We start from the raw sequence: 25583 nt of genomic DNA, 5'->3' as shown, positions 1-25583 counted from the left end.
CGCTGTGTGCCCGGCCGGTCGCCCGTCTACGGCGGATACGCTCGCGGGGGAGCATCCGTCGTACCGGTGAGGAAGGGATTCGCGTGGCGCGCAGCCGTAAGGTGACGGTCAGCACCGACGCCGAGGGGCACACCGCAGCCTGGGCGGAGACCGACCTGGCCCCGGTCAGCGCACCTGATCCGAGCGCCGCGGCGTTCTTCGACGTGGACAACACGATGATGCAGGGCGCGTCGATCTACTGGTTCGCCCGTGGGCTCGCCTCCCGAAACTACGTGACGACCGCCGACCTGGCCCGATTCGCCTGGCAGCAGCTCCGCTTCCGGCTGCTGGCCCGGGAGCACGCCGGTGACATGTCACTGGCCAAGGAGGCCGCGCTGGCCTTCGTGCAGGGCTGGCGGGTCAACGAGGTCGAACACCTCGCCGAGGAGATCTTCGACGAGATGATGGCCCCCCGGATCTGGGCCGGCACCCACCAGCTCGCGCAGCGTCACCTGGACGGCGGTCAGCGGGTCTGGCTGGTCAGCGCCGCCCCGGTCGAGATCGGCCGGGTGATCGCCGCCCGGCTCGGCCTGACCGGTGCCATCGGCACTGTGGCCGAGGTGCTGGACGGGGCGTACACCGGACGGTTGGTGGGTGACCTGATGCACGGGCCGGCCAAGGCTGAGGCGGTCACCCAGCTCGCCGCCGTGGAAGGGCTCGACCTGTCCCGCTGCGCGGCCTACAGCGATTCGGCGAACGACCTGCCGCTGCTCCGCGCGGTGGGCCGGGCGGTGGCCGTCAACCCGGACGGCACCCTGCTGCGGCAGGCCCGCCAGCACGGCTGGGAGGTGCGGGACTTCCGCAGCGGTCGCCGGGCTGTCAAGATCGCCGTACCGTCGACGGCGGCCGCCGGGCTGGTCGCGGGCGCGGTCACCGCCGGCCTGGCCCTCCAGCGCCGCCGCCGAGCCGGCTGACCTCACGCGACACGTCGCGCGCCGGCTGGTTCAGGGGCCGAACGGGTCGGGCCGTCGCTCCAGCAGCGTGTGCAGGGTCTGCTGGATGGTCTCCCGCACCTGGTCGGCGAGGTTGAAGACCACCAGCGGGTCGTCCGCCGAGTCGGTCAGGTGGGCGGTGGGGATCGGCGGGCAGAACTCGATCAGCCACTTACTGGGTAGCGGCACCATGCCCAGCGGGCCGAGCAGCGGGAACGTCGGCGTGACCGGGAAGTAGGGCAGCTTCAGCAGCCGCGCCAGGGGCTTGATGTCGGCGAGCATCGGGTAGATCTCCTCGCCGCCGACGATGGCGACGGGCACGATCGGGGTTCCGGTACGCAGTGCCGCCGAGACGAACCCGCCCCGCCCGAAGCGTTGCAGCTTGTACCGGTCGGCGTAGAGCTTGCCAATGCCCTTGAAGCCCTCGGGGAACACACCGACCAGATCGCCGCCGCTGAGCAGCCGCTCGGCGTCCGGGTTGCAGGCCACGGTGCCGCCGGTCTTGCGGGCCAACTCGGAGACCACCGGCATCCGGAAGACCAGGTCGGCGCCGAGCAGCCGCAGGTAGCGGTGGGCGGGATGCTTGTCGTGCAGCGCCGCCGAGAGGATCAGCGCGTCCAGTGCCACAGTCCCGGAGTGGTTGCCGACCACGAGCGCGGGCCCGCCCACCGGGACGTGCTCCACCCCACTGACCTCGGTGCGGAACCAGTCGCGGTAGAGCAGCCGCAGCAGCGGGTGGAAGACCGCGTCGGTCAGCTCCGAGTCGAACCCGAATTCGTCGACCTCGTAGTCACCGGAGAGCCGCCGGCGCAGGAACGCCAACCCGTTCGCGACCTTGCGGTCCCAGTGGTCCCCGGGCCGGTCCGACACCGCCGACTCGGTGCCGCCGGACAACCCACCGTCGACCCCGTCGGCCGGAGTCGGAGCTGGGGCCGGCGGTGCGGCCGGAGCCGGGGCCGGCGGTGTACTCGGGGTCGGGGTCGGAGGTGCGGTCGAGGCCGGCGGTGCGGCCGGGGTCGGCGCGGCCTGCGCGGCCTGCGCGGCCAGTCGATGTCCGTTGCGCCGCGCCGGCTCCGCGTCCGGAGCGGGCATCTGCTCGGGTACGTCAAAACGCCCGACCGACTGTGGGTCGCGCCCCTCCTCGAAGCCGCTCATGATGCCGCCTCGGTTCGCGACTGCGGGGCTCGCAGGACCGGCTCGCTCCTCGCGCTCATGATGACCGCTCCCGGACCGCTGAGCGCACCTGCCGGATGCCGTCCAGGACGAGTTGCTCGGCGGCGGCCAGCTGATCCCGGGTGACCACCACCCCACCGTGGTGGGCCCGGATGAAGTCCTCGAACGCCGCGGCTGTCGACCGGGGCGTGAAGCCGTACTCCTGCTCGAGCCGGCTGGTGTCGACCACCCGGCCGTGCACGAAGAGGTCGACCTGGTCCAGGCCGTAGCGGCCGAAGCCCATGGTGCGGGCCAGCGCGGCGGCCCCGGAGAGACCCGGCTCCAGCACCGGCACGGCGACCCGGCCGGCGCGCCGGATCGCCTGGGACAGCGACAGCACGCCGGGGCCGGCGACGTTGTAGGTGCCGGGATGGTCCTCCACGATCGACCGGTGCAGCACCTCCAACGCGTCGTCGAAGTGCAGGAACTGCAGGCGGGGGTCACGGCCGAAGACGGTCGGCACGAACGGCTGCGAGAAGTAGCGGGTCAGCGTGGTGTCCGCGGTCGAGCCGATGAACGGGGCGAAGCGCAGCACCGTCGCGGTGACGTCGGACCGACGGCGGCGGAAGCCGCGCACGTACCCCTCAAGGTCGAGGATGTCGCGGCCGAAACCGCCGCGCGGCACCTCGCGGGGTTCGGTCTCCTCGGTGAAGACCGCCGGGTCCCGGAACGACACCCCGTAGGCGGCGGTCGACGAGCGGACCACGAGCTTGCGCAGTCGCGGCGCCCGCTGGCAGGCGGCGAGCATCTGCATGCTGCCGATGACGTTCTGGTCCTTCATCCCGGACCGGCCGCCGTGCTGCGGGTCGGGTGAGGTGACGAGCGCGAGGTGCACCACCGCGTCGACGTCCAGGTCGGCGAGGAGGCCACCGAGGGAACCGTTGTCGACGCGGATCCGTTCGACCCGGTCCAGCAGGTCGGTGAACTCGATGCCGGAGTCCGGTGCGTCGACCCCGATGACCCGTTCGATGCGTGGGTCGGCGGCCAGTCGGGCCGCCACGTGGGCTCCCAGGTAACGACCCACTCCGGTGACGACGACGACCCCCGGAGCACCTGAGGTGCCACCGGGGGTCATCTGACGCACCTACGCCGGCAGGATGGACCGAGCCGGGACGACCACGGCCTGATCACCTGAGCCTCCGGAAGTCGACAGTTTGGCAAGTGACGCCGAACGCCGGGCCTGAGCCCGGCGGCGATCACTTGCCGAGACGGCGACGCTGGACGCGGGTCTTGCGCAGCAGCTTGCGGTGCTTCTTCTTAGCCATGCGCTTACGGCGCTTCTTGACCACCGAGCCCATACGACAGCCTTTCGATACAACGTGCGGGGCGGACCGGATGACACCACGCAGGTGGCGACGGCGACCGCTTGCGGACAACGGACCGGACCAGTCTGGGCGGCGGGGCGCACCGGTGGGGTCTCGGTCGGGTTCCAGGGTAGCCGCAGGGCCTCAGCCGGACCAACGCGCCCCCGCCGCAGCCGCCTCTGGCGCACGACCGCAGGACGCGCGAGCTCACTCCTCACGCCCACCGACGCCGGTCAACCGACGATCGGAGGGTGAGGCGGTGGCTCAGGCGGTCTCCTGAAAGGCACCCCGGAGATATTCGTGCACCGCATGCTCGGGCACCCGGAATGACCGACCGACCCGGACGGCGGTGAGCTCACCGCTGTGCACAAGGCGATAGACGGTCATCTTCGACACCCGCATGACCGTCGCCACCTCCGCAACGGTCAGGAACTTGACCTCCGACAGCCGTCCGTCGGACTGTGACCCGGCCATGGCTCACCGACCCATCCCATGCCCGGCGCGTGCCAACCCGACGGATGCTCCGGGCCGGGCCGACGACGCGCGTGTTACCAGTACGGTAGCGGGGCGGTTGTGACCGGCGCGATCCCTTCCTGCAACTGATCATGCTCAGGTGGCCGGTTCACCCGATCCGTGCTCCCGGTATCCGCCCGTCCGCGTCCGTCGTCCGGTTGTTCCTCTGCCGCTCATTCGGTGCGCAGCGCGACCACCGGGTCGAGACGGCCGGCGCGCTGCGCGGGAACCACCCCGAAGACGATGCCCACCACCGCCGAAACCCCGAAGGCGAGCGCCAACGACCACCAGGTGATCGCCGCCGGGATCGGCGACAGCGCGTCGACAAGCAGGGCGCTGCCCACGCCCAGCGCCATCCCGGTCAACCCGCCGATCGTGGTGAGCAGCACCGCCTCCAGCAGGAACTGCACCCCGATGTCGCGGGGACGGGCCCCGACGGCCTTGCGCAGCCCGATCTCCCGGGTCCGCTCCCGGACGCTGACCAGCATGATGTTGGAGACGCCCACCCCGCCGACGAGCAGCGAGATGCCGGCGATGGCCGCCAGCACACCGGTGAGGACACCGAGGATGTCGCCGAGCACGCCGAGGATCTGCTGCTGGGTGACGGCGCTGAACTCGGTGTCCGGGTGGCGGCGGTTCAGCTCGGCGACGATCCGTTCGCCCAGCTCGTCGATCCGCTCCCGGTCCGGCGCCTTCACCGCGATGCCGTCGACCCGCTGGGTGCCCCAGAGTCGTTGCGCGGCGGTCACCGGCACGTGCACCTCGTCGTCCCGGTCGACGCCGAGGCTCTGCCCGAGGGGCGCGAAGACACCGATCACCCGGAACCGCACCCCGGCCAGCGCCACCTGCTGGCCGAGCGGGTCCCGGTCGGGGAAGAGCGCACGGGCGACCGAGTCACCGAGCACCGCCACCCGGCGGCTGGTGTCCACGTCGGTGCCGGTGAGGTAACGTCCCCGCGCCAGCGAACGGGTGAACACCGCCGGGGTCGTCTCCAGGACGCCCTGCACGGTGGTGAAGTCGGAACGGGCGCCGGCCCGCGCGGTCGCCCCCGAGGCGACGGTGACCGCCACCCGATCGGGGTCGCCGACCACCCGGGTGACGGCGTCCACGTCCTTGAGGGTCAGCGGCGAGACGACTGGCGCGTTGCCCACCTCGATGCGGCCGGGGACGACCAGCAGCAGGTTGGAGCCGAGCCCTTCGACCTGTTGCTCGACCTTCTGCTTGGTGCCGGTGCCGATCGCCACCAGCAGCACCACCGAGGCCACCCCGATGATCACCCCGAGCATCGTCAGCGCGCTACGCATCCGGTTGGCCCGCAGGGCGTCCAGCGCCACCCGCCACGCCTCGGCGACTCTCACGCCGTACCTCCGGGCCGCTCGACCCCGCGCGCGCCCGCAGCGCTCTCACGCGCCTCGCCCGGGTCGGCCTCGGGCCGCTCGACCTCGCGCGGAAGGCGCCCGGTGGCTCCGGCGGCGCCACCGGAGCCACCGGACGGGTGCCCCGGACCGCTTCCGGACGCGGACCGGGGCTCCGCGCTGGGAGCGGGGACCAGTGTCGCAGGTCGACCGTGATCAACGGACGGCGGTCGATCATGAGCGGAGCGCGGGTCGCCGCTGTCCGCCACCACCACCCCGTCGCGCATGGTGATCCGACGATGGGCGCGGGCTGCCACCTCCTGATCGTGGGTGACCATCACCAGGGCCACCCCCGACTCCACGTTCAGTTGTTCCAACAGCCCCAGCACGGCAGCGCCGGTGGCACTGTCCAGGTTGCCCGTGGGTTCGTCGGCCAGCAGCACCGTCGGCTCGGTGACCAGCGCGCGGGCGATCGCCACTCGCTGCTGCTCACCGCCGGACATCTGGTTGGGCCGGTGGTCCAGCCGGTGCCCGAGGCCGACCCGGCCCAGCATCGCCGCGGCCCGCTCCCGCCGCTGCCGGGCCGGGACTCCCCGGTAGACCAGAGGCAACGCCACGTTCTCCACCGCCGAGGTACGCGGCAACAGATGGAACGCCTGGAAGACGAAGCCGATGGTCTCGTTGCGCAGGGTCGCCATCTCCGGTGGGGCGAGGGCGTTGACGTCGCGTCCGCCGATCACCAGGCGGCCACCGGTGGGCCGGTCCAGCCCGCCCAGGAGGTGCATGAGGGTGGACTTGCCCGAGCCGGACGGGCCGACCAGGGCCACGTAGTCCCCCGGCTGCACGGTGAGCGACACCCCGCGCAGCGCCTCCACCGACACCCCGTCGAGCTGGTACGTCCGGGACACGTCCACCGCCTCGATCGCCGGAACGCGCTCCCCTGCCGGCGGATCGCCGCGCGGATCCGCGACGGCGGGTTCGCTCACCGGACTTCCTGGCCGTCGCGGACCTGGTCGGCGCCGCGCACCACGATCCGGTCGCCGGGCTGCACGCCGTTGAGGATCTGCACCAGGTCGGACCCCTGGACGCCAACGGTCACCGACGCCCGGCCCGCCTTGCCGTCACGGACCACCCAGACCGCGTCCCGGCCGTCGGCGGAGAACACCGCCGACGCGGGGACCGTCACCGCGTCGACGGCCTCGCGTACCCGCAGGTGCACGATCGCGTTCATGCCGGGGCGGGGCCTCGGAGCGGGCTCGTCCTCGGCCAGCTTTCCGGCGCCCAGCGCCAGGCGGACCCGGTAGGTGACGCCGCCCTGCGCGGAGTTGGTGGGCAGCACGTCGACCGAGCGGACGACCGCGTCGTAGCTGGCGCCGGTGACGGCGTCCAACTCGACGGTGGCCGGCACGCCGGCCTTGACGAGGAGTACGTCGGTCTCGTCCACCTCGGCGAGCAGGCCGAGCTGCCCGGTGTCCACCACTGTCAGTACCGGCGCGCCGGCGGTGACCAACCCGCCGACCACCACCGCGTCGTCCACGCCGGCCGGCGGCCCGCCCTGGCTGGGGGCCAGCGCGGACGGATCGAGGCCCGCCCCGCCGGCCTGCTCCAACAGACCGGCCAGACCGGCGTTCGCGCCACCGCCGGCCCGGGTGCCGCCGGGCTGCACCACCCCGGCGATCGGGGCGCGCAGGGTCAGCGCGTCGACTGTCGCCTTCGCCAGGTCGTACGCCTGCTGGGCCTGGAGCCGTTGCGCCGCGGAGAGCGCGCCGACGGCGGAACTCAACCCGTTGATCCCCCGCTGCACGGAGCGGACCGCCTGGTCGGCGCTGCGCGCGGCGGCAGCGTACTGGCGTTGCGCGGACGTCACCTGGGTGAGCAGCGCGTCGCGCAGTTGCGGGTCGGCGATCTTCTCGGCCGCCTTGCGGGCCGCGTCGAACGCCTCGTCGGCGGCCTTGTCGGTGCCACGCCGGCTGCTGGTCAGGCTGCCCGCGCCGACGCCTCGGCCGGCGCGCTTCGCGGCGGCCAGCGCCTCCTTGGCCTGACGGAGACGCTGTTGCGCGCTCGGCGAGTCGACCACCGCCAGCACCTGACCGCGCTTGACCCGCTGTCCGGGTTGGACGCGCAGGCTGGAGAGGGTGCCGTCGGCGGGAGCGGTGAGGGTGGCGGCGGCGCGGGCGGTGACCGTGGCGGGTGCGTCGATCACCTCGGTGACCGGGTTCCGGGTGGCCGACGCCAGCGCGAGATCGGGGCCTCCGTCGCCGCAGGAGGCGGCGGTGGTGGCGGTGAGGACGACGACGGCGGTCAGGGCGATGAGCAGGCGGGGCCGCATGGTGCTGGCGGGCCGTGACGACTGGGAACGGCGCACCCATCGATGGTACGGCGCACCGCCGCACCACCTGCGAGCTGCGTCAGGCGGCGGTGGCGCGGACGTACGCCACGCACTCGTCGTGCAGCGTCGACCACTGCTCACCGAACGCCTTCTCGGAGGCCGCGTCGATGGTCCTGCCGTCGTGCACCACGGTCTTGAAGAAGGTGAGCAGCCGCAGCGGCCCGTACCTGTCGACGAGGTGCCGAACGGCCAGGTAGCCGATGCCGTAGCTGGCGGCGACCCGTTCGGCGGAGGCGTCGTCGGCGGGGTTGACGCCCTCCAACTTGCCGTCCCAGCCGCCCCGGACCATCTTGCGCACGTCGGCGATCCCCTCGTACCGGTCGACCGCCTGACCGCCGGCACCGGCGAACTCGGCCAGGCCCTCGACCAACCACCAGGTGAGCTTGCCCGGGTAGCCGCGCTCCGGCAGCGACGCCGCGTGGGTCAGCTCGTGCCGCAGCAGGTCGTCGGTGCCGCTGTTGGTGAGCCCTTCGGCGTTGAGCACCACCTCGTGGTGGCCGCCGCCCACCGTCACCGCGTAACCGCCGGTCCATTCCGGACGTTCCCCGCCGTACCAGCGTTGCCACTCGGTGCGCCCCGCGTAGAAGATCCGGTACCGGTCCGGAGGTGAGCCGGTCACCGCGTACCCGTCGGCGATCTTCGCCGCCGCCTCCGCCTGCGCGAGCAGGCCGGGCAGCTTGCCGCGCAGGGCCGGGGTGGTGGCGACGATGGTCCGCGCGCCGATGGCGACCGCCAGGTTGCTGATCTCCCACGGTCGGGTGCCGGTCTCCACCGACTTGGATTCCTCCATGGCGACCATCCGGGGCTGGTCGCCGTTCTCCCGCCACCGCGTGCCGATCAGCACGGGGCTGGGCCGGCAGTTCGGCGTGACGAAGCAGTACTGGAAGCGCACCAGCAGCCGCCACTCGCCGGGCTTGCCGATGATCGGCACGGGCAGGCCACTCGGCTCCGCCCGCCAGCCGGTCACCTTGAGCTCGCGCAGTGCGGCGAAGCGTCGGCGCAGGTCGTTGTGGGCGGCGGGATCGGCGACAGCGAGGAACCCGGCGCGGTCGCCGCCCAGGAGTGCCGCTGACTGCCGGTGGAGCTGGGCGGTGATCCGGTCGGACAGCCCCCGGGCCACGGCGGTGGCCGGGTCGTCGGCCGCCGAGGCGCCGACCCGGCTGACAGTGGCGCGCGACCCTGTCTCCCGGATCACTCCGACGACGAGCGCCGCCGGCAGGCCGCAGCCCAGCACCAGGACGACCACCACGAGCACCGTCCACAGCGGCCAGAGCCGCCGCGGTGCTGGCTGCTGCACCTCGTCAGTCACCCGCCGAAGGGTACGACCACTACCTGGACGCGGCGAGGCCGCCCCGGACCGATCGGCCCGGTGGCTCGTTCACCCGCCGGTGCGCGGCCACGAGCGGAACGAGATGTCCATGCTCGCGACCAACTGGTGGTACGAGCGGTCGACGTCACGGGGCAGACCGAAGCCGCCGGCGGCCTCCAGGGTCACGAAGCCGTGCAGGGCGCTGCGCAGCGCGCGGGTCGCGTCCACCGCGTCGTCGCCGGTGAGCCCGTACCCGCGCAGCACCGCGAAGACGGCACCGACGGCCCGTTCGCCGGCCTCGACGTGTTCCGGGTCGGCCGGGTCCGGCACCCGCTGGGTGGCCGGGTAGCGGCCGGGGTGCCGGAGGGCGTAGCCACGGTAGGCGTCCGCCATGGCCCGGAGCGCGTCGCCACCGGAGCGGCCGACGGCGGCGGTGGTCATTTCGGTGGCCAGTTCGGCGGTCGCCAGGGCGGCCAGTTTTTGGGTCAACGCGTCCGCCCCCCGTACGTGCTTGTAGAGGCTGGGCAGCGCCACGCCGAGCCGGCTGGCGAGCGCGGCGAGGGTGAGCTGCTGGAAGCCGACCTCGTCGGCCAGCCGGGCCGCCTCCCGGACGACGGTCTGCTGGTTGAGGCCGACCCTAGGCACCGGCGCACACCGCCAGGAAGCCGAGCAGCTCCTCGGCGGTGCGTTGCGGCCGGTCGGCGTGCGGGTAGTGGCCGGACTCCTCGATCATCCGAGCTTCGGCGGTGCCGAAGAGCCGCCGGGCGGCCCGCGCCTCGGCTCCCGGGTCTGGGAAGTCCGGGTCCTTGGAGCCCATCAGCACCAGCACCGGTTGCCGCACCTGCGGGGCACGGGCGGTCCAGTGCGGCTCGGCCGGTGCGATCACGCCGCGCGTCGCGGCCATCCGACCAGGCTCGCGCAGGTTGGCAACCATCGAGCGGCGGTACGCCGCGTCGTCGACGGGCCGGTGCACCGGGAAGAGGGTGTTGTGGAACATCCCGAACAGTCGAGGGCTGTGCAGCACCGACCACATCGCCATCCGCAGCAGCGGGTTGAGCTTCGGCTGACCGACGAACGCGCCGATCTGCACGATGCCGGTGACCAGTTCGGGTGCGTCGGTGGCGGCGAAGACCACCGCCGCCGCGGCGGACGAGCTGCCGACCAGCACGGCCGGACCAGCGTCGAGGTCGCGGACCACGGCCAGCAGGTCCGCGCCGACCTCCGCCGGGGCGTACGTGGGCCAGCCGGCGCTGGACTCGCCGTGCCCCCGGACGTCGACCGAGGCGACCCGGTGACCGGCGGCCACCAGCAGCGGCACGAGGTGCCGGAAGCTCGCCCTGTTCTCGCCCATGCCGTGCGCGAGGACCACCAACGGCCCCTCGCCCTGCACCTCGTACGCGATGTGTCCACCGTCCCGCCGCACCTGGCTAGTTGTCATAGCCTTAAAGCTAAGCTGCTTAGCCAAGGTTGGCAAGCCGGATACCCGAAACGGGCCGGCAGTGACCCGAGGGATCACCGCCGGCCCGTCGGCCGAACCGGGGGAACTACTTCTTGGAGATCAGGGCACGGCCGAAGAAGACCAGGTTGGCGGGGCGCTCGGCGAGCCGGCGCATCAGGTAGCCGTACCACTCGTCGCCGTACGGGACGTAGGTGCGCACCGTGTAGCCCTCGCCGGCCAACCGGGCCTGCTCCTCGGGGCGGATGCCGTAGAGCATCTGGAACTCGAAGCGCTCGGGACCCCTGTCGAACCACCGGGCCCGATCCTCACCGATGGCGATCATCCGCGGGTCGTGGGTGGCCAGCATCGGGTAACCGTCGCCGGACATCAGGATGTTCATGCAGCGCACGTACGACTTGTCCACCTCACGGGCCGACTGATACGCCACCGACTCCGGCTCCTTGTAGGCGCCCTTGCACAGCCGCACCCGGGACCCGGCCGAGGAGAGCTCCCGGCAGTCCGACTCGGTCCGCCGCAGGTACGCCTGGAGCACCGCGCCGGTCGACGGGAAGTCCTTGCGCAGCCGGCTCAGCACCTCCAACGTCGAGTCGGTGGTGGTGTGGTCCTCCATGTCCAGGGTGACAGTGGTGCCCGCCGCGTCGGCCGCCGCGCAGATCGCCCGCGCGTTGTCGTACGCCAACTGCTCGTCGAACATCTGGCCGAGGGCGGAGAGCTTCACGCTCACCTCGGCGGCCGGGGTGAGCCCAGCGGCGCCGAGCATCCTCAGCAGTTTCAGGTATTCGTCCCGGGTGGCGGTGGCCTGCTCGGGGCGGACGGTGTCCTCACCGAGGTGGTCGAGGGTGACCGCGAGGCCGTCGTCGACGAGCCCGCGGGTCGCGCGCAACGCGTCGTCGGTGGCGGCGCCGGCGACGAACCGGCGGACGACGTCCCGGGTGTACGGGGCAGTCGCGACGAGCCGCTCGACCTGGGATGACCGGGAGGCGGCGAGGATGACGGAACGGAGCATGAGCCGAGCGTAACGCCCCTGCGAGGGGCTTCGCCGAGGGGCGGCCGGGCCACCTCGGCCCGGGGGCGGGGCGGCGGCGGTGGCGTCGATCGGCTACAACGATGCCGTGGAACAACGCCCCCGCCGCCGACTCCGCTCGGCCTCCGTGCAGCTCGGCGCGCTCACCGCTCTCGCGCTCGCTCTCTCCGGCTGCAACATGACCTCGGACGACGACGATGACGACGACTGCGCCCTCGGGCCGGTCGGCGGCGGCGGCACCGTCGCGCTGGCGATGCGGGTCAGCGACCCGGCCGCCGGTCGCTCCGCCCCGGAGCCGACCACCGCCGCCCTGCCCGAACGCGGTGGATTCGGCACCCACCTCGCCTCCTGCGGCGGCTGACGTGCGCCGCGAGACGGTCACGCCGCGCCCCGACTGGGACGCCACCATCCGGTCGCAGGGTCTGGTCTACGTCGACACCGAGCTGCCCGACGGCGGGATCATGTCGTACTGGGACGAGACCGCCGCGTACGCGTTCGACCTGGACGAGGTGCTGCGGCTGGAGGAGGCCACCGAGGAGCTGCACCGGATGTCGGTGGCCGCCGCCGAGCACGTGGTGACGCAGCGCCGGTACGCCGAGTTCGGCATCCCGGAGTGGGCGGCCGAGGCGGTGGCCCGGTCGCTGCGGGAGGCGCCACCGACCCTGTACGGGCGCTTCGACTTCGCGTACGACGGCACCTGGCCTCCGAAGATGTTGGAGTACAACGCAGACACCCCCACCGCGCTTGTCGAGGCGAGCATCATCCAGTGGTACTGGCTGGAGCAGACCCGGCCGGAGCTGGACCAGTGGAACAGCCTGCACGAGCGACTGGTCGGCGCCTGGGCCAAGATCGGGGCGGGGCTGCACGACCCCCTGGTGCACGTGCTCTGGTCGAACGAGGAGGAGTCCGGCGAGGACCACATGACCGCCGGCTACCTCGCCGAGACCGCCCGGCAGGCCGGTCTGAGCGTCGAGCTCCAACCCATCCAGGAGATCGGCTGGGACGGCCGACGCTTCGTCGACGCCGACGACCGCCCGGTGACCACCTGCTTCAAGCTCTACCCGTGGGAGTGGATGCTGGCCGAGCCGTACGGGCCGGCGGCCCTGGCCCCGGGCACCCCGACCACCTGGATCGAGCCGGCCTGGAAACTGCTGCTCTCCAACAAGGCACTGCTCGCTGTCCTCTGGGAGCTGTACCCCGGCCACGAGCTCCTGCTCCCGGCGTACCTCGACTCGCCGCGCGGCATGACGGAGTACGTCGCCAAGCCGCTGCTCGGCCGCGAAGGCGGTTCGGTACGCATCGTCACCGCCGATGAGGAGATCACCAACCCGGGGATCTACGGCGACGAGGGCTGGTGTTACCAGGAGTTCCGGGCGTTGCCGCAGTTCGCCGGCAACCGGATGGTTCTGGGCAGCTGGATCGTCGACGGCGAGTCGGCGGGCGTGGGCGTGCGGGAGAGCGCCAGTCTGATCACTGACGGCTACGCGCGGTTCCTGCCGCACTACATCGACGCGCCGCGTACCCGCTGAGTCGTCTACCGTTGGGGGTGTGAACTTCGACGCGTACGCCCGGACCGGCGTTGACCTGGTCAACGCCCGCCTGGACGACCTCGACGACCTGCGGGCCCTCTTCCCCGACGAGAACGCCTGGATGCGCGACGAGGTCGCGGACCGGGACGTGGCGATCTTCCGCCGGGCGCAGAAACGGTTGCGCGACGTCTTCGAGTACGGCACCTCGGGGCGGGACGCCCAGGCGGTCACCGAGCTGAACGCGCTGCTCGAGGCGTTCCCGGTGCAGCCGCGCATCTCCGGGCACGACTCCAGCGACTGGCACATGCACGTCACCAGCCGGGGTGCCTCGGTCAGCGCCGAATACCTGGCCGGCGCGGCCTGGGGCCTGTCGGTCTGGCTCTGCGAGTACGGCAGCGCCCGGTTCGGGGTCTGCGCCGACGAGCGGTGCGGCAACGTCTACCTGGACACGTCGTCCAACTGCTGCCGGCGGTTCTGCTCGGAACGCTGCGCCACCCGCTCGCACGTCGCCGCGCACCGGGCCCGTAAGCGGGCGGCGGTCGGCGAGCAGGTGACTGTCGCCCCGCAGCAGACCTCCGCCACCGACTCCCTCTCACCGGTCAGCTGACCGACACCGCCCGATCGTGGGCGGGCGGGTCAGGCGTCGACAGGTGACGGCGCGGTCAGGTGCTGGCGGGCGAACTCCAGCGCGGCGCGCAGGTCCGCCTCGCGCACCGCGCGGCTCTTCGCGCCCCGGGTGGCGACCTCCACCGCCACCGCCCCGGTGAAACCCCGGCCAGCCAGCGAGGAGAGCAGCTCCCCGCAGGGCTGGGTGCCACGCCCGGGCACCAGGTGCTCGTCGCGGCCCTCGCCGGTGCCGTCACCGAGGTGCACGTGCGCCAGCCCGGCGCCCATCCGGTCGGCCATCTCCAGGGGGTCGCTGTGCGAGGCCGCGCAGTGCGACAGATCCAGGGTGTACGACGGGTACCCGGCGTCGGTCGGGTCCCAACCGGGCACGTACGGGACGAACTGCCGGCCCGCCATCCGCACCGGGTACATGTTCTCCACAGCGAAGCGCAGCCCGGTGAACCGGTCCGCGACGGTGGCCAGACCCTCGGCGAAATTGCGCGCGTAGTCGCGCTGCCAGGTGAACGGTGGGTGCACCACGACGGTCGGCGCGCCCAGCGTCTCGGCCAGCTCGGCGGCCTTGCGCAGGCGCTCCCACGGGTCCGGGCTCCACACCCGCTGGGTGACCAGCAGGCAGGGCGCGTGCACCGAGAGCACCGGCACGTCGTAGTGCGCGGAGAGGCCGCGCAGCGCACCCGCGTCCTGGCTGACCACGTCGGTCCAGACCATCACCTCGACGCCGTCGTAGCCGAGCGCCGCGGCCAGTTGGAACGCCGCCGCGGTCGGCTCGGGAAAGACCGACGAGCTGGACAGGAGCACGGGAACGCGGGAAGTCACATCAGCCAGCGTAGCCCGGCAGCGCCGCGGGCATCGTGACGAGCGCCGGCAAACCGGCCGAAACCGGCCGCCGGATCAGATCGGCTCCAGTTGATCGAGTCGACGGAGGATGACGCCCTCCCGCAGCGCCCACGGGCAGATGTCCAGCGAGTCCAGATCCAGGCGGCGCATCACCGCCTCGGCGACCACGGCACCGGCCAGCAACTGGTGGGCCCGACCCGCGCTGACCCCCTCCAACTCCATCAACTGCGCCGGCGGGATGTGCCTGATGAAACCGATCACCTGCCGCAGACCGGCCCGGGTGAGGCTGCGTCGCGCCCACAGCCCGGCACCGGACGGGGCGGCCCCGGCAAGTCGGGCCAGCGTGCGGAACGTTTTCGAGGTGGCCACCGTCCGGTCCCAGCCGACCTGGGTGATCTGGTCGACGACCTTGTCCAGCCGGCTGTCCACGTACTCCCGGAGCTTCTCGACGGCCTCCGCCGACGGCGGGGCCGCGCTGGCCGGGTCGACCCGCAGCCGCTCGCGGGTCAGCCGGCCGGCACCGAGCGGCAGGGAGACCGCGACGTCCGGGTCCTCGTCGATGCCGGCGGCGATCTCCAACGAGCCGCCACCGATGTCGAGCACCAGCAGCCGGCCGGCCGACCAGCCGAACCACCGCCGGACGGCCAGGAACGTCGACCGCGCCTCGTCCGCCCCGGAGAGCACCGCCAGGCGTACGCCGGTCTCGTCCCGGACCCGGGCCAGCACCTCGGCCGCGTTCGTGGCGTCGCGCACCGCGGACGTGGCGAAAGCGATCAGGTCGGCGGCCTCCAGCCCGGCGGCCGCCGCCTTGGCCATGCCCACGGCCTTGACCAGGCCGTCGGCGCCCGCCTCGGTCAGCTCGCCGTCGGGGCCGATCTGCTCGGCCAGCCGGAGCACCACCTTCTCGGAGTGCGCAGGCCACGGGTGCGCGCCGTGGTGCGCGTCCACCACGAGGAGATGCACCGTGTTGGATCCGACGTCGAGGACACCCAGTCGCATGGTGAAGACAGTAGGCGCAACACGTTTGCGCGGCTCACCGGCCTGCGGACGTCACCGCGCGTACGCTGGGCCGAGTGACGATGGAGCTCCGTGTGCTGGTGGACGACCCGGGTGACCCGCGCAGCCGCGAGGTGCCCCTGGACTTCCCTCGGGAATGGATCGAGTTCACCGACCCGGCCGACGAGACGCACCTGATCCGGGCCGACCTGACCTGGCTGCTCTCCCGCTGGACCTGCATCTTCGGCAAGGGCTGCCACGGCATCATCGCCGGCCGGGCCGCCGACGGGTGTTGCTCGCACGGCGCGTTCTTCACCGACTCGGACGACGAGAAGCGGGTTCGCAACGCCGTCCGGCGGCTCACCCCGTCGACCTGGCAGCACTTCCGGCGCGGGTTCAAGAACTGGACCGACGAGGACACCATCGACGGCAAGAACCCGGCCCGCCGCACCGCCACCCAGAGCCCCGACGCTCCGTGCGTGTTCCTCAACGACGCCGACTTCGCCGGCGGTGGCGGTTGCGCCCTGCACGCCCAGGCGCTGCGCGACGGGGTGCACCCGTTGGAATACAAGCCGGACGTCTGCTGGCAACTGCCGATCCGCCGCGATCAGGACTGGGTGAAGCGGCCGGACGACAGCAAGGTGCTGGTCTCCACCCTGTCCGAGTTCGACCGGCGGGGCTGGGGAGCCGGCGGGCACGACCTGGACTGGTGGTGCACCTCCTCGACGGACGCGCACGTCGGCACCGAGCCGATGTACCTGTCGTACGCCCCGGAGTTGACCGCGCTGATCGGCGCTGCCGCCTACGGGCGGCTGGCCGAGCTGTGCGCGACCAGGACGAGGCAGGGCATGATCGCCCCGCATCCGGCCGACCAACTCTAGCGGATCTTGGTAGCATTCCTGCTACCATTTTTGGCATGGCCATGACACTGCGACTTGACGACGACCGTGAACGGCGACTCCGTCTCGTTGCGGACGAAGAGGCACGGTCGATGCACGCCGTCATCGTCACCGCGATCGACGACTACCTGGCACGGCGGAACGCCAAGGAGTTCGGCGGCCTCGCAGACGAGATCATCGAGCGTCACGCCGCGTTGCTCGCTCGCCTGGCGGAGTGATGACGGAAATCCGTTACCCCACGCTCGCTGACGTGGCGGGCATCGCCCGGAAGCTGGGCGTGGGGATCAGGGACGCCGGGCTGGTGGAGTCGGCGGTAGCTCGGCCACAGACCAACCTGTTCGGCGAAGACGCCTACCCGGATGTGTGGACAAAGGCCGCGGCACTGCTCCACTCCCTGGTCAACAACCATCCGTTCGTGGACGGCAACAAGCGGATCGGCTGGATCGTCGCCATCGCCTTCCTGCTCCAGAACGGCGCCGTCACCATCGCTCAACTCGACGACACCAACCAGGACATCGCGTACGACCTGGTCATTGGCGTGGCCGAGAGCCGCCTCACGGAGGTGGCGGAGATCGCCGCAGCCTTACGCAAGCTGTTCTGACCCGCGTCCGGCGGTCGTCGCTCAGCGCAGGGCGTCGTCGACAAGCGTGCGAGCGCTGCGCTGGGCCGCGTCGGCGATCAGGGGGTCGCCGTCCAGCACACCGGCGACGAGCCCGCCGTCCAACAGCAGGGTGAGCTGCTGGGCGAGCAGTTCCGGGTCGGCCGCGCCCGCCCGGCGGGCCAGCTCGGTCACCCAGGCACGGACCACTGTCTTGTGCTCGACCGTCCGGGCGTGCACCGGCCCAGCGGCGGACGACTCGGCCGCGGTGTTGATGAACGCGCAGCCGTGGTAGCCCTCCCGGCGACAGGCGCCGGTCAGCGCGTCGAACATCCCCACCAGTTGGTCGCGTGGCTCGTCGCCGGCATCCCGGGCCGCGGACCGCAACGCGCCGAACCACGCCTGGTCGACCCGATCGAGGTACGCCAGCACGAGGTCGTCCTTGCGCGGGAAGTGCTTGTAGAGCGTCGCCTTGGCCACGCCCGACTCGGCGATCACCGTGTCCACCCCCACGCCGCGCGGCCCGTGCGCGTAGAAGAGCCGGAACGCGGTGTCCAGGATCCGGTCCCTGGCCGAGCCGGCCGGAGTGCGGGGCGCGGGCATCGGTGCTCCCTCGTTCTGCTGATGACAGCCCTGATCCTATAGACGGCTTCGTCTACGAAGGCAGTGCCCTCGGCTCCGGCGACCCCGCGAGGGCCGCGCGACTACGGCACGATGGCCTCGCGACGACCTCGCGGACGAGGGGCGGGACATGGGTCCGGGGCGCTTTGGAGCTGAATCGCTTGTGACATCAGCGGAAGACACCGACTGGCGGCGGCGGATGACTCGTTTGTGACATCAGCTCCAAAGGACTGCCAACCGCACTGCCGCCCCTCCGGGCGTCCAGTGAGGGCTGCACGCCGACACCTCTGCGACTCGACGGGAGGGCTGCGGTAGACAGACCTGTCTGTTAGCCTGCTTGCGATCGGCACGAGCCGATTCGATGCCCCGACGGAGGATCGATCGACATGCGTATCGCAGTTCTCGGCACCGGCTCGGTCGGTCGAGCCATCGCCGCCCGCACGGCGGAGTTGGGTCATCAGGTGACCATCGGCACCCGCGACGTCGCGGCCATCCGGGCCGGCGACCACGCTCACTGGGCGGCGCAGCACCCCGAGGTCGGCCTGGCGACCCTCGCCGAAGCCGCAGGCGGCGCCGAGCTGGTGGTGAACGCCACAAACGGCAACGGCTCGCTCCCGGCACTGGCCGCAGCCGGCGCACCGAACCTGGCCGGCAAGGTTCTGCTCGACATCGCCAACCCGCTCGACTTCGGTGCGGGTTTTCCACCCACCCTGTCGGTGCTCAACACCGACTCCCTCGCCGAACGCATCCAGCGCGAGTTTCCACAGACCAGGGTGGTCAAATCCCTCAACACGGTGACCGCCGAGCTGATGGTGCACCCGCATCAGCTCGCCGAAGCTGCGCACAGTGTCTTCGTCTCCGGCGACGACGCGGAGGCCAAGCGGATCGTCACCGGACTGCTCGTCAGCTTCGGCCACACCGACGTGATCGACCTCGGCGACCTCTCCACCGCGCGGGGCACCGAGATGCTGCTGCCGCTCTGGTTGCGGCTCTACGGTCGACTCGACACCGCGAACTTCAACATCAAGGTCGTCCGCTGACCGAGCGGAAACAGCCCGAAGGGGGCCTGCGTCGAGCGCAGACCCCCTTCGCGTACGCCGATCACGGCTCGAACTTGTAGCCCAGACCCCGCACCGTGACGATGAAGCGCGGCGCGGACGGCTCCGGTTCGATCTTGGAGCGCAGCCGCTTGACGTGCACGTCGAGCGTCTTGGTGTCACCCACGTAGTCGGCGCCCCAGACCCGGTCGATGAGCTGGCCGCGGGTGAGCACCCGGCCCGCGTTGCGCAGCAGCAGCTCCAGCAACTCGAATTCCTTCAGCGGCAGCTGCACGGCCCCGCCGTCGACTGTCACCACGTGCCGCTCGATGTCCATCCGCACCGGGCCGGCGGCGAGCGTCGGCGCACCCGCCTCGGCCACCTCCGGGCTCTGCCGGCGCAGCACCGCCCGGATCCGGGCGACAAGCTCCCGCGGCGAGTACGGCTTCGTGACGTAGTCGTCGGCGCCGATCTCCAGCCCGACCACCTTGTCGATCTCGCTGTCCCGGGCGGTGACCATGATGATCGGCACGGCGGAGCGCTGCCGCAGTTGCCGGCAGACCTCGGTCCCCGACATCTCGGGCAACATCAGGTCGAGCAGCACGATGTCGGCGCCGGTCCGGTCGAACTCGGTGAGGGCGTCGGTGCCGGTCGCGGCGACCGAAACCTCAAAGCCCTCCTTACGGAGCATGTACGACAAGGCGTCGGAGAACGACTCCTCGTCCTCGACCACGAGAACGCGGCTCAACGGGGATTTCCTTTCCATCTGCTGTCAGACCTGCCGTAGCCCAGTCGGACCGGACTCGATCCCAACCGGCGGCAGTGTCGCCAGGAGGTCATCCGGTGGACTGGCGGGCAGCCGGAGGGTGAACGTCGATCCACCACCAAGAGTGCTCGACACCTCGACCCGTCCGCCATGGTTGCTCGCAATGTGTTTCACGATCGCCAGGCCGAGCCCCGTGCCGCCGGTGGCACGCGAGCGGGCCTGGTCGGCCCGGTAGAACCGCTCGAAGATCCGGTCCACGTCGGTGGGGGCGATACCGATGCCCTGGTCGGCGACGGCGACCTCGACGTGCTCGTCGTCGCCCCGCAGGGTCACCCGCACCGTGGTGTCCTCGCCCGAGTAGTTGATGGCGTTCTCCACCAGGTTCGCCACCGCCGTGGCGAGTTGAGAGTCGCTGCCGTACGCGGTCAGGCCACGTTGCCCGTCCACGGTCACCGCGACACCCCGGGCGGAGGCCGTGGTGCGGGTCCGGTCGACCACCTCGGCGATCACCCAGTCCAGCGCGACCGCTTCCGGTGGCGGCTGCGGCTCAGCCCCCTGCAACCGGGTCAGTTCCAGCAACTCCTGCACCAGCCGACCCAGCCGGGTCGACTCGTGCTGGATCCGTTCGGCGAACCGACGGGCGGCCACCAGGTCCTCGGAGAGGTCGGGCGCCGCGGCGTCGGCCGGCTCGGTCGCGTCCAGCAACGCCTCGGCGAGCAGTTGCAGGGCACCGATCGGGGTCTTCAGCTCGTGGCTCACGTTCGCCACGAAGTCGCGTCGTACCCGGGTCAGCCGGTGCGACTCGGTCACGTCGACCGCCTCGACCGCGATGAACCCGTTGCCGAGACCCATTGCCCGCAGGTGCACGCCGAGCGGGTTCTCCCCCGCGCTGTCGCGGCCTCGGGGCAGGTCCAGCTCGATCTCGCGCCGTACGCCGGTGCGTCGCACCTGCCCGGCGAGGGTACGGATCAGCGGGTGCGCGGCGATGGAGCCGGGTGTGCTGCCGGTACGCAGCAGCCCCATCGCGCGGGCGGCCGGGTTGATCAGAACGGGGACATCGTCGTTGTCCAGAACCACGACACCGGCCCGGAGGGAATCGATCGTCCGACGACCGAGCCCGGCCTGCTGCTCGTCGACTATCGCGGGCCTCCCCCTGTTCCAGCGGAAGCTGACGCTCCCCGTCGACGTGGAGCGACCGTCCCGCCTCGGCAGGAACCGGGGCAGCAGCAAGCCGGCGGCCATCCCGGCCACCAACGCCACGGCCACCACGACCGCCACCGTCCACTCCACCCGGCGATCGTAGGGTCATTGTTAACCTGGCTACCACACAGAACGGGACGAACTACCCTCACTTACGGAAGTGTTCACCCCCACGTCTGGCGTCGTTCACCGTGGTTCATCCGGGATCCGTCCGAGCGCCCTACCGTTGGCGTCGCACCTGCTCAACCCCCTGCGCCGGCACCCGTCGGCGGCGACCGACCACAGGACGTGATGATGCGCGACGAGTTCCGGGCCGACCTCCAGATCGTCAGCCAACTGCTGGTGGACATGGCGGAGGGCGTCCGCGCCGCCATGCGCCAGGCCACCCGGGCCCTGCTCACCGCCGACCGGCAGGCCGCCGAGACGGTCATCGAGCGGGACGCCGAGATCGACGACCTCTACCGGCACGTCGAGGAGCGGGTCTGTGACCTGCTCGCCCGACAGGCGCCGGTCGCCTCCGACCTCCGGGCGATGATCACCGCGCTGCACGTGGCCGCTGATCTGGAGCGGATGGGCGACCTCGCCGAGCACGTGGCGAAGACCGCGCTGCGCCGGCACCCCTCTCCCGCCGTCCCGGCCGAGCTGCGGACGGTCTTCACCGAGATGTCCGAGATCGCCGACCGGATGGCCGTCAAGATCGGTTCGGTGCTGGCGAAGCCCGACGCCGACCTCGCCGGCGAGCTGGACCGCGACGACGACGCCATGGACGAGCTGCACAAGAACCTGTTCGCCGTGCTGCTCGGCGACGACTGGCCGTACGGGGTGGAGACGGCGATCGACGCCACCCTGCTGGGCCGCTTCTACGAGCGCTTCGCCGACCACGCGGTGAACGCCGGCGAGCACGTGATCTACCTGATCACCGGGGAGAGCGCCCCCAGCAGTAACTGACCGGCAGGCAGAGGGCCCCTCACCATCGCTGTTCGCGATGACGAGGGGCCCCCTTTTTCTGGTGGCTCAGCTTCTGGTGGCTCAGCGCCCCTGGTTGGCCACCGCCGCGGCGGCTGCCTTCGCGGCGGTCGGGTCGAGGTAGGTGCCGCCCAGGGTGAGCGGACGCAGCTGCGGGTCGAGGTCGTAGCGCAGCGGGATGCCCGTCGGGATGTTCAGCTTGGCGATCGCCTCGTCGGAGATCTGGTCGAGGTGCTTGACCAGGGCGCGCAGCGAGTTGCCGTGCGCGGCCACCAGCACCGTCCGGCCGGCCAGGATGTCCGGCACGATCGAGTCGTACCAGTAGGGCAGCATCCGGTCGACGACGTCCTTGAGGCACTCGGTGCGCGGCATCAGCTCGGTCGGCAGCAGCGCGTAGCGCGGGTCACCCACCTGCGACCACTCGTCGTTGTCGTCGATCGGCGGCGGTGGCGTGTCGTACGACCGGCGCCAGAGCATGAACTGCTCCTCGCCGTACTCGTCGAGGGTCTGCTTCTTGTCCTTGCCCTGCAGGGCGCCGTAGTGCCGCTCGTTGAGCCGCCACGACCGGCGCACGGCGATCCAGTGCCGGTCGGCGGCGTTGAGCGCCAGCTCGGCGGTGCGGATCGCCCGGCGCATCAGGCTGGTGTGCACGACGTCCGGCAGCAGGCTGTGCTCGCGCATCAGCTCGCCGCCGCGCCGCGCCTCGCCCTCGCCCTTCGCGGTCAGGTCGACGTCCACCCAGCCGGTGAAGAGGTTCTTGGCATTCCAGTCGCTCTCACCGTGTCGCAGCAGGACCAGCGTCCCGACGGTGGGCCCTTCGCTCGCAGTCATGCGGATCATCCTGCCTCAACCGCCCGGCGGACACGCGGGCAGCCGTCGTGACGACCACCACGTGAAAAAGCTGATGACCAGCGGATCCGGCCGCCACTAGGGTTGTAAGGCACGCCAGTCAGATCGGTCATTACTTGCAAGCGGGGCGCCATATGCGGACGATGCGGAGTTGGTTCCGGGACACCACCGGAGGCTTACCGACCACCTTCTGGTACCTGTGGTCGGGCACCCTGATCAACCGACTCGGCTCGTTCGTCCTCGTCTTCCTCGCCATCTACCTGACCCAGGAACGTGGCTTCTCGGCCTCGCAGGCCGGCCTGGTGATCGGCCTCTGGGGAGTCGGCGGGGCGTTCGGCACCACCGCCGGCGGCACCCTCGCCGACCGGTGGGGCCGCCGGCCGACGCTGCTCACCGCCCACGTGGGTGCGGCGGCCATGATGCTCGGGCTCGGGCTGGCCCGGGATCTCTGGGCGGTGGCGCTGGGCGCGCTGCTGCTCGGCATGTTCGCCGAGGCGGCCCGGCCCGCGTTCGGGGCGATGATGATCGACGTGGTGCCGGCGAAGGACCGGCTGCGCGCCTTCTCGCTCAACTACTGGGCGATCAACCTCGGTTTCGCCTGCGCCGCCGTCCTCGCCGGCCTCGCCGCCCAGGCCGACTACCTGCTGCTGTTCGTGGTCGACGCCGCCACCATGCTGATCACCGCGTTGATCATCTTCAGCAAGGTGCCGGAGACCCGACAGGCCGGCCCCGCCACCGCCGTCACGGCGGCGGCTCCGCGCGGCGCCCTGCGCACCATCCTCACCGACCGGGTCTACCTCGGCTTCGTGGCACTCAACCTGTTCGCCGCGCTGGTGTTCCTCCAACACATCTCGATGCTGCCGATCGCGATGGGCGACGACGGTCTGAGCCCCGCCACCTACGGCTCGGTGATCGCGCTCAACGGCATCCTCATCGTGGTCGGCCAGCTCTTCGTGCCCCGACTGATCCGGGGTCGGAGCCGCTCACACGTGCTCGCGCTGGCGTCAGTGGTGATGGGGGTGGGGTTCGGACTGACGGCGTTCGCCGGCACCCCCTGGTTCTACGGGCTGACCGTGCTGATCTGGACGGTCGGCGAGATGCTGAACTCGCCCTCCAACTCCACGCTGATCGCCGAGTTGTCCCCGGCCGAACTGCGCGGGCGCTACCAGGGTGTGTTCTCCCTCTCGTGGCAGATCGCCGGGGCCAGCGCGCCGATCCTCGGTGGCCTGGTGCGCGAGCACGCCGGAAACGACACCCTCTGGTACGGCTGCGCCGCGCTCGGCCTGCTGACCGCGGTGGCCCACCTGGTGTCCGGGCCGGCGCGGGAACGGCGTGCGGCAGCGCTGCGCCACTCCGGCGAGGCACTGGCACCGACGACCGTCTCCCGCGCGGCACAGCCCGCCGAGGCGTAACGAGTGGCGCGGCGGTGCCGGTTTTCCTACTGTGCAGGTTGAATAGTTAACAACCTGAACTGTCGGGAGGTCGGGTGCACGCCCTGCGGCGCTGGTGGCACGACACCGCAGGCGGACTACCCGCCACCTTCTGGTACCTCTGGGCCGGCCTGCTGATCAACCGGGCCGGCGCGTTCGCCATGCTCTTCCTCTCGCTCTACCTCACCGACGTACGCGGCGCGAGCGAGGCGCTGGCCGGCACCGTGGTCGGCGCGTACGGGGCCGGCGGGGCAGCCGGCGTGCTGCTCGGCGGGGTGCTCGCCGACCGGTGGGGCCGCCGGGCGACCCTGCTCGCCGCGCACCTGGCCACTGTCGGCCTGATGGTGGCACTGGCCTTCACCCGACCCCTGCTGCTGATCGCGGTGCTCTCCGCGCTGATCGGCGTGGTCCACTCGATGCCCAGCCCGGCGTTCGTGGCGGCGATCGTCGACGTGGTGCCCGCCGAACGCCGCTCGCGCGCGTTCAACCTTCAGTTCTGGGCGTTCAACCTGGGCATGGCGGTCGCCTCGCTGCTCGCCGGGGTGCTGGCCGAGGCGAGCTTCACCGCGCTCTTCCTGGTCGACGCGGGCGCCACACTGACCGCCGCCGCCGTGATCGCCTGGAAGGTGCCCGAAACTTTGCGGCTGGCCCAGCCAGCGGCCGGCCCCGCGCCCACCACCAGCGCGGCACCGAAATCCGTCCGGGCCCGTCGGCCTGGACTGCACACCGCGCTCACCGACCGCACCTTCCTGGTCTTCGTCGGGCTCACCTTCGTGCTGGCCGTACTCACCATGCAGACGTCGACCATCATGCCGCTGGCCATGCGCGCGGACGGCCTGGGCCCATCGGCGTACGGGCTGGTGGTGGCGCTCGGCGGCGCGCTGATCGTGGTCGGGCAGTTGTTCGTGCCCCGGCTGATCGACAGGCACCGCAAGGACGTGGTGCTGGCCGCCTCCACGGCGCTGCTCGCGCTCGGTTTCGGGGCGCTCGCCATCGCCGACGAACTGGCCATCTACCTGGGTGCCGCTGTGGTCTGGACGGTCGGCTCGATGCTCGCCGCCCCGCCCAACGCGCAGATCAACGCGGACCTGGCGCCACCGCTGCTGCGAGCCCGCTACCAGTCGGTCTTCTACCTGACGTTCCCCGCCGCGGCGTTCGTCGCGCCCACCCTCGGCGGGGTGAGCCTCCAGCACCTCGGCGATCGGCACTGGCTGATCGTGGGCGGGCTGGGTCTGCTGGCCGCGCTCGGACACCTGCTCGCCGGACCACCCCGGGAGCGGCACGTCGCCGCGCTGCGCCGGGTTGTCGACCCGGAGCCGACAACCGACGCGGACCGCGTACCCATCGGATGACCGACGCAAAGCGCCCACCACGTCCCTGAGGTCGTGGTGGGCGCTCGAAGGCGGGGCCGGCGGCGGCGGGCAACACTCACCCCCGTAAGCATCGCCCGCTCACGCCGCCGGTCCAAACAGGTGGGAACCGTCCCCCAACGGTTGTTCCACCCGTCCCCTCGCGCCCCGTCTGGTGCGCGGATCTGATCGATCCGCCGCTCCCCCGAACGTTTCCAAACGTGGCGCGGTGCAATAAAGCTAGTTCGCCCGGATTCTGGATTCAACCCAGAACGGCTGTCTCGCCGGTCACAACTGACGAGTATCCGCTGCTCCAGCCTCGTCCGTTGGCAACAGCCGGGTA

Annotated in this window: 28 protein-coding genes; 11 read left to right on the top strand and 17 right to left on the bottom strand. The window is 71.6% G+C overall.

Features of this window, described 5'->3' with window-relative positions:
* The first annotated feature begins 83 nt into the window (after positions 1-83).
* Positions 84-953, top strand: coding sequence for an HAD-IB family hydrolase (locus ACFYPG_RS14285; protein ID WP_357257386.1), 870 nt, complete (start codon positions 84-86; stop codon positions 951-953).
* A 30-nt stretch (positions 954-983) separates the two neighbouring features.
* Here the strand turns inward: ACFYPG_RS14285 and ACFYPG_RS14280 are convergent, their stop codons facing one another.
* The 11 genes from ACFYPG_RS14280 to ACFYPG_RS14230 form a co-directional block, all read right to left on the bottom strand.
* The gene (locus tag ACFYPG_RS14280) at positions 984-2063 is read right to left on the bottom strand and encodes a lysophospholipid acyltransferase family protein (protein ID WP_387352705.1); all 1080 of its coding nucleotides are present in this window, start codon (positions 2061-2063) and stop codon (positions 984-986) included.
* Positions 2064-2181: 118 nt separating this feature from the next.
* Entirely contained in the window at positions 2182-3258 is a 1077-nt protein-coding gene (locus ACFYPG_RS14275) for an NAD-dependent epimerase/dehydratase family protein (RefSeq protein ID WP_355005760.1), read from the bottom strand.
* A gap of 121 nt (positions 3259-3379) precedes the next feature.
* The gene (locus tag ACFYPG_RS14270) at positions 3380-3481 is read right to left on the bottom strand and encodes a 30S ribosomal protein bS22 (protein ID WP_007465623.1); all 102 of its coding nucleotides are present in this window, start codon (positions 3479-3481) and stop codon (positions 3380-3382) included.
* A gap of 270 nt (positions 3482-3751) precedes the next feature.
* Positions 3752-3961 (bottom strand): helix-turn-helix domain-containing protein, encoded by a 210-nt coding sequence (locus ACFYPG_RS14265; RefSeq protein WP_007465625.1) that lies wholly within the window; start codon positions 3959-3961, stop codon positions 3752-3754.
* A gap of 212 nt (positions 3962-4173) precedes the next feature.
* The gene (locus ACFYPG_RS14260; protein ID WP_355005761.1) at positions 4174-5358 is read right to left on the bottom strand and encodes an ABC transporter permease; all 1185 of its coding nucleotides are present in this window, start codon (positions 5356-5358) and stop codon (positions 4174-4176) included.
* Positions 5355-6341 carry an ABC transporter ATP-binding protein gene (locus ACFYPG_RS14255; RefSeq protein ID WP_387352200.1) on the bottom strand — a complete coding sequence of 329 codons (987 nt, stop codon included), beginning with the start codon at positions 6339-6341 and terminating at the stop codon, positions 5355-5357. The genes ACFYPG_RS14260 and ACFYPG_RS14255 overlap by 4 nt, the downstream gene beginning before the upstream one ends.
* Positions 6338-7684, bottom strand: a complete 1347-nt coding sequence (locus ACFYPG_RS14250; protein ID WP_387352704.1) for an efflux RND transporter periplasmic adaptor subunit — start codon at positions 7682-7684, stop codon at positions 6338-6340. The genes ACFYPG_RS14255 and ACFYPG_RS14250 overlap by 4 nt, the downstream gene beginning before the upstream one ends.
* Before the next feature lie 79 nt (positions 7685-7763).
* Positions 7764-9053, bottom strand: coding sequence for a hypothetical protein (locus tag ACFYPG_RS14245; protein WP_387352198.1), 1290 nt, complete (start codon positions 9051-9053; stop codon positions 7764-7766).
* A gap of 69 nt (positions 9054-9122) precedes the next feature.
* On the bottom strand, positions 9123-9698 hold the full coding sequence (locus tag ACFYPG_RS14240) for a TetR/AcrR family transcriptional regulator (RefSeq protein WP_387352196.1): 576 nt from the start codon (positions 9696-9698) through the stop codon (positions 9123-9125).
* The gene (locus ACFYPG_RS14235; RefSeq protein ID WP_387352194.1) at positions 9691-10491 is read right to left on the bottom strand and encodes an alpha/beta fold hydrolase; all 801 of its coding nucleotides are present in this window, start codon (positions 10489-10491) and stop codon (positions 9691-9693) included. Before ACFYPG_RS14235 ends, ACFYPG_RS14240 begins: the two co-directional genes overlap by 8 nt.
* A 106-nt stretch (positions 10492-10597) precedes the next feature.
* The gene (locus ACFYPG_RS14230) at positions 10598-11518 is read right to left on the bottom strand and encodes a proline dehydrogenase family protein (RefSeq protein WP_355005766.1); all 921 of its coding nucleotides are present in this window, start codon (positions 11516-11518) and stop codon (positions 10598-10600) included.
* A gap of 106 nt (positions 11519-11624) precedes the next feature.
* Here ACFYPG_RS14230 and ACFYPG_RS14225 point away from each other — a divergent pair, with 106 nt between their 5' ends.
* Genes ACFYPG_RS14225 through ACFYPG_RS14215 form a run of 3 tightly spaced genes read left to right on the top strand, consistent with a single transcriptional unit; the run spans position 11625 to position 13672 of the window.
* Positions 11625-11897 (top strand): hypothetical protein, encoded by a 273-nt coding sequence (locus tag ACFYPG_RS14225; RefSeq protein WP_355005767.1) that lies wholly within the window; start codon positions 11625-11627, stop codon positions 11895-11897.
* Position 11898: 1 nt separating this feature from the next.
* Entirely contained in the window at positions 11899-13065 is a 1167-nt protein-coding gene (locus ACFYPG_RS14220; protein WP_387352193.1) for a glutathionylspermidine synthase family protein, read from the top strand.
* A 19-nt stretch (positions 13066-13084) separates the two neighbouring features.
* Entirely contained in the window at positions 13085-13672 is a 588-nt protein-coding gene (locus ACFYPG_RS14215; RefSeq protein ID WP_355005769.1) for a CGNR zinc finger domain-containing protein, read from the top strand.
* Positions 13673-13701: 29 nt separating this feature from the next.
* On the opposite strand, the gene ACFYPG_RS14210 is transcribed toward ACFYPG_RS14215, so the two are convergent.
* Together ACFYPG_RS14210 and ACFYPG_RS14205 are read right to left on the bottom strand one after the other, a co-directional pair.
* Positions 13702-14508 (bottom strand): sugar phosphate isomerase/epimerase, encoded by an 807-nt coding sequence (locus tag ACFYPG_RS14210; protein WP_355005770.1) that lies wholly within the window; start codon positions 14506-14508, stop codon positions 13702-13704.
* A 75-nt stretch (positions 14509-14583) separates the two neighbouring features.
* Positions 14584-15528 (bottom strand): Ppx/GppA phosphatase family protein, encoded by a 945-nt coding sequence (locus tag ACFYPG_RS14205; RefSeq protein WP_355005771.1) that lies wholly within the window; start codon positions 15526-15528, stop codon positions 14584-14586.
* An 80-nt stretch (positions 15529-15608) separates the two neighbouring features.
* Here ACFYPG_RS14205 and ACFYPG_RS14200 point away from each other — a divergent pair, with 80 nt between their 5' ends.
* From ACFYPG_RS14200 to ACFYPG_RS14190, 3 genes are read left to right on the top strand one after another with little or no spacing between them, the layout of a single operon-like run.
* On the top strand, positions 15609-16406 hold the full coding sequence (locus ACFYPG_RS14200) for a hypothetical protein (RefSeq protein ID WP_387352702.1): 798 nt from the start codon (positions 15609-15611) through the stop codon (positions 16404-16406).
* Positions 16407-16441: 35 nt separating this feature from the next.
* Entirely contained in the window at positions 16442-16642 is a 201-nt protein-coding gene (locus ACFYPG_RS14195) for a hypothetical protein (protein WP_355005772.1), read from the top strand.
* Positions 16642-17025, top strand: coding sequence for a type II toxin-antitoxin system death-on-curing family toxin (locus ACFYPG_RS14190; RefSeq protein ID WP_387352192.1), 384 nt, complete (start codon positions 16642-16644; stop codon positions 17023-17025). Before ACFYPG_RS14195 ends, ACFYPG_RS14190 begins: the two co-directional genes overlap by 1 nt.
* A 21-nt stretch (positions 17026-17046) precedes the next feature.
* Here the strand turns inward: ACFYPG_RS14190 and ACFYPG_RS14185 are convergent, their stop codons facing one another.
* Complete coding sequence (locus ACFYPG_RS14185; RefSeq protein ID WP_355005774.1) at positions 17047-17625, bottom strand: TetR/AcrR family transcriptional regulator; 579 nt, start codon at positions 17623-17625, stop codon at positions 17047-17049.
* A 404-nt stretch (positions 17626-18029) separates the two neighbouring features.
* Between ACFYPG_RS14185 and ACFYPG_RS14180 the strand changes: the two genes are divergently transcribed.
* Positions 18030-18683 carry an NADPH-dependent F420 reductase gene (locus tag ACFYPG_RS14180; RefSeq protein WP_387352190.1) on the top strand — a complete coding sequence of 218 codons (654 nt, stop codon included), beginning with the start codon at positions 18030-18032 and terminating at the stop codon, positions 18681-18683.
* Positions 18684-18744: 61 nt separating this feature from the next.
* Here the strand turns inward: ACFYPG_RS14180 and ACFYPG_RS14175 are convergent, their stop codons facing one another.
* Together ACFYPG_RS14175 and ACFYPG_RS14170 are read right to left on the bottom strand one after the other, a co-directional pair.
* Positions 18745-19428, bottom strand: coding sequence for a response regulator transcription factor (locus ACFYPG_RS14175; RefSeq protein WP_030329696.1), 684 nt, complete (start codon positions 19426-19428; stop codon positions 18745-18747).
* Positions 19429-19452: 24 nt separating this feature from the next.
* Positions 19453-20736: a sensor histidine kinase gene (locus ACFYPG_RS14170; protein WP_387352188.1), complete on the bottom strand. Its 1284-nt coding sequence runs from the start codon at positions 20734-20736 to the stop codon at positions 19453-19455.
* A 204-nt stretch (positions 20737-20940) separates the two neighbouring features.
* Here ACFYPG_RS14170 and phoU point away from each other — a divergent pair, with 204 nt between their 5' ends.
* On the top strand, positions 20941-21594 hold the full coding sequence (phoU, locus tag ACFYPG_RS14165; protein WP_091403559.1) for a phosphate signaling complex protein PhoU: 654 nt from the start codon (positions 20941-20943) through the stop codon (positions 21592-21594).
* 81 nt (positions 21595-21675) lie between these two features.
* Here phoU and ACFYPG_RS14160 read toward each other — a convergent pair whose 3' ends face one another.
* The gene (locus tag ACFYPG_RS14160) at positions 21676-22443 is read right to left on the bottom strand and encodes a phosphoglyceromutase (protein WP_355005777.1); all 768 of its coding nucleotides are present in this window, start codon (positions 22441-22443) and stop codon (positions 21676-21678) included.
* Between the two features lie 152 nt (positions 22444-22595).
* Between ACFYPG_RS14160 and ACFYPG_RS14155 the strand changes: the two genes are divergently transcribed.
* Together ACFYPG_RS14155 and ACFYPG_RS14150 are read left to right on the top strand one after the other, a co-directional pair.
* Positions 22596-23873: an MDR family MFS transporter gene (locus ACFYPG_RS14155; protein WP_387352185.1), complete on the top strand. Its 1278-nt coding sequence runs from the start codon at positions 22596-22598 to the stop codon at positions 23871-23873.
* 74 nt (positions 23874-23947) lie between these two features.
* The gene (locus ACFYPG_RS14150) at positions 23948-25243 is read left to right on the top strand and encodes an MFS transporter (RefSeq protein ID WP_387352183.1); all 1296 of its coding nucleotides are present in this window, start codon (positions 23948-23950) and stop codon (positions 25241-25243) included.
* The last annotated feature ends 340 nt before the right edge of the window (positions 25244-25583 follow it).

The sequence above is a fragment of the Micromonospora sp. NPDC005553 genome (genome assembly GCF_042871765.1).
Taxonomy (GTDB): Bacteria; Actinomycetota; Actinomycetes; order Mycobacteriales; family Micromonosporaceae; genus Micromonospora.
Note: the sequence above shows the minus strand (reverse complement) of the source record. Positions and strands in the feature narration are given on the sequence as shown.

What these genes read in the sequence shown, in the direction of transcription:
- ACFYPG_RS14280 (WP_387352705.1), bottom strand. Translation starts at nt 2,063, where the DNA reads ATGCCCGCTCCGGACGCGGAGCCGGCGCGGCGCAACGGACATCGACTG.
- ACFYPG_RS14160 (WP_355005777.1), bottom strand. Translation starts at nt 22,443, where the DNA reads ATGACTGCGAGCGAAGGGCCCACCGTCGGGACGCTGGTCCTGCTGCGA.
- ACFYPG_RS14270 (WP_007465623.1), bottom strand. Translation starts at nt 3,481, where the DNA reads ATGGGCTCGGTGGTCAAGAAGCGCCGTAAGCGCATGGCTAAGAAGAAG.
- ACFYPG_RS14235 (WP_387352194.1), bottom strand. Translation starts at nt 10,491, where the DNA reads ATGACAACTAGCCAGGTGCGGCGGGACGGTGGACACATCGCGTACGAG.
- ACFYPG_RS14190 (WP_387352192.1), top strand. Translation starts at nt 16,642, where the DNA reads ATGACGGAAATCCGTTACCCCACGCTCGCTGACGTGGCGGGCATCGCC.
- ACFYPG_RS14265 (WP_007465625.1), bottom strand. Translation starts at nt 3,961, where the DNA reads ATGGCCGGGTCACAGTCCGACGGACGGCTGTCGGAGGTCAAGTTCCTG.
- ACFYPG_RS14200 (WP_387352702.1), top strand. Translation starts at nt 15,609, where the DNA reads ATGGAGCTCCGTGTGCTGGTGGACGACCCGGGTGACCCGCGCAGCCGC.
- ACFYPG_RS14250 (WP_387352704.1), bottom strand. Translation starts at nt 7,684, where the DNA reads ATGCGGCCCCGCCTGCTCATCGCCCTGACCGCCGTCGTCGTCCTCACC.
- ACFYPG_RS14180 (WP_387352190.1), top strand. Translation starts at nt 18,030, where the DNA reads ATGCGTATCGCAGTTCTCGGCACCGGCTCGGTCGGTCGAGCCATCGCC.
- ACFYPG_RS14195 (WP_355005772.1), top strand. Translation starts at nt 16,442, where the DNA reads ATGGCCATGACACTGCGACTTGACGACGACCGTGAACGGCGACTCCGT.
- ACFYPG_RS14275 (WP_355005760.1), bottom strand. Translation starts at nt 3,258, where the DNA reads ATGACCCCCGGTGGCACCTCAGGTGCTCCGGGGGTCGTCGTCGTCACC.
- ACFYPG_RS14230 (WP_355005766.1), bottom strand. Translation starts at nt 11,518, where the DNA reads ATGCTCCGTTCCGTCATCCTCGCCGCCTCCCGGTCATCCCAGGTCGAG.
- ACFYPG_RS14205 (WP_355005771.1), bottom strand. Translation starts at nt 15,528, where the DNA reads ATGCGACTGGGTGTCCTCGACGTCGGATCCAACACGGTGCATCTCCTC.
- ACFYPG_RS14185 (WP_355005774.1), bottom strand. Translation starts at nt 17,625, where the DNA reads ATGCCCGCGCCCCGCACTCCGGCCGGCTCGGCCAGGGACCGGATCCTG.
- phoU (WP_091403559.1), top strand. Translation starts at nt 20,941, where the DNA reads ATGCGCGACGAGTTCCGGGCCGACCTCCAGATCGTCAGCCAACTGCTG.
- ACFYPG_RS14155 (WP_387352185.1), top strand. Translation starts at nt 22,596, where the DNA reads ATGCGGACGATGCGGAGTTGGTTCCGGGACACCACCGGAGGCTTACCG.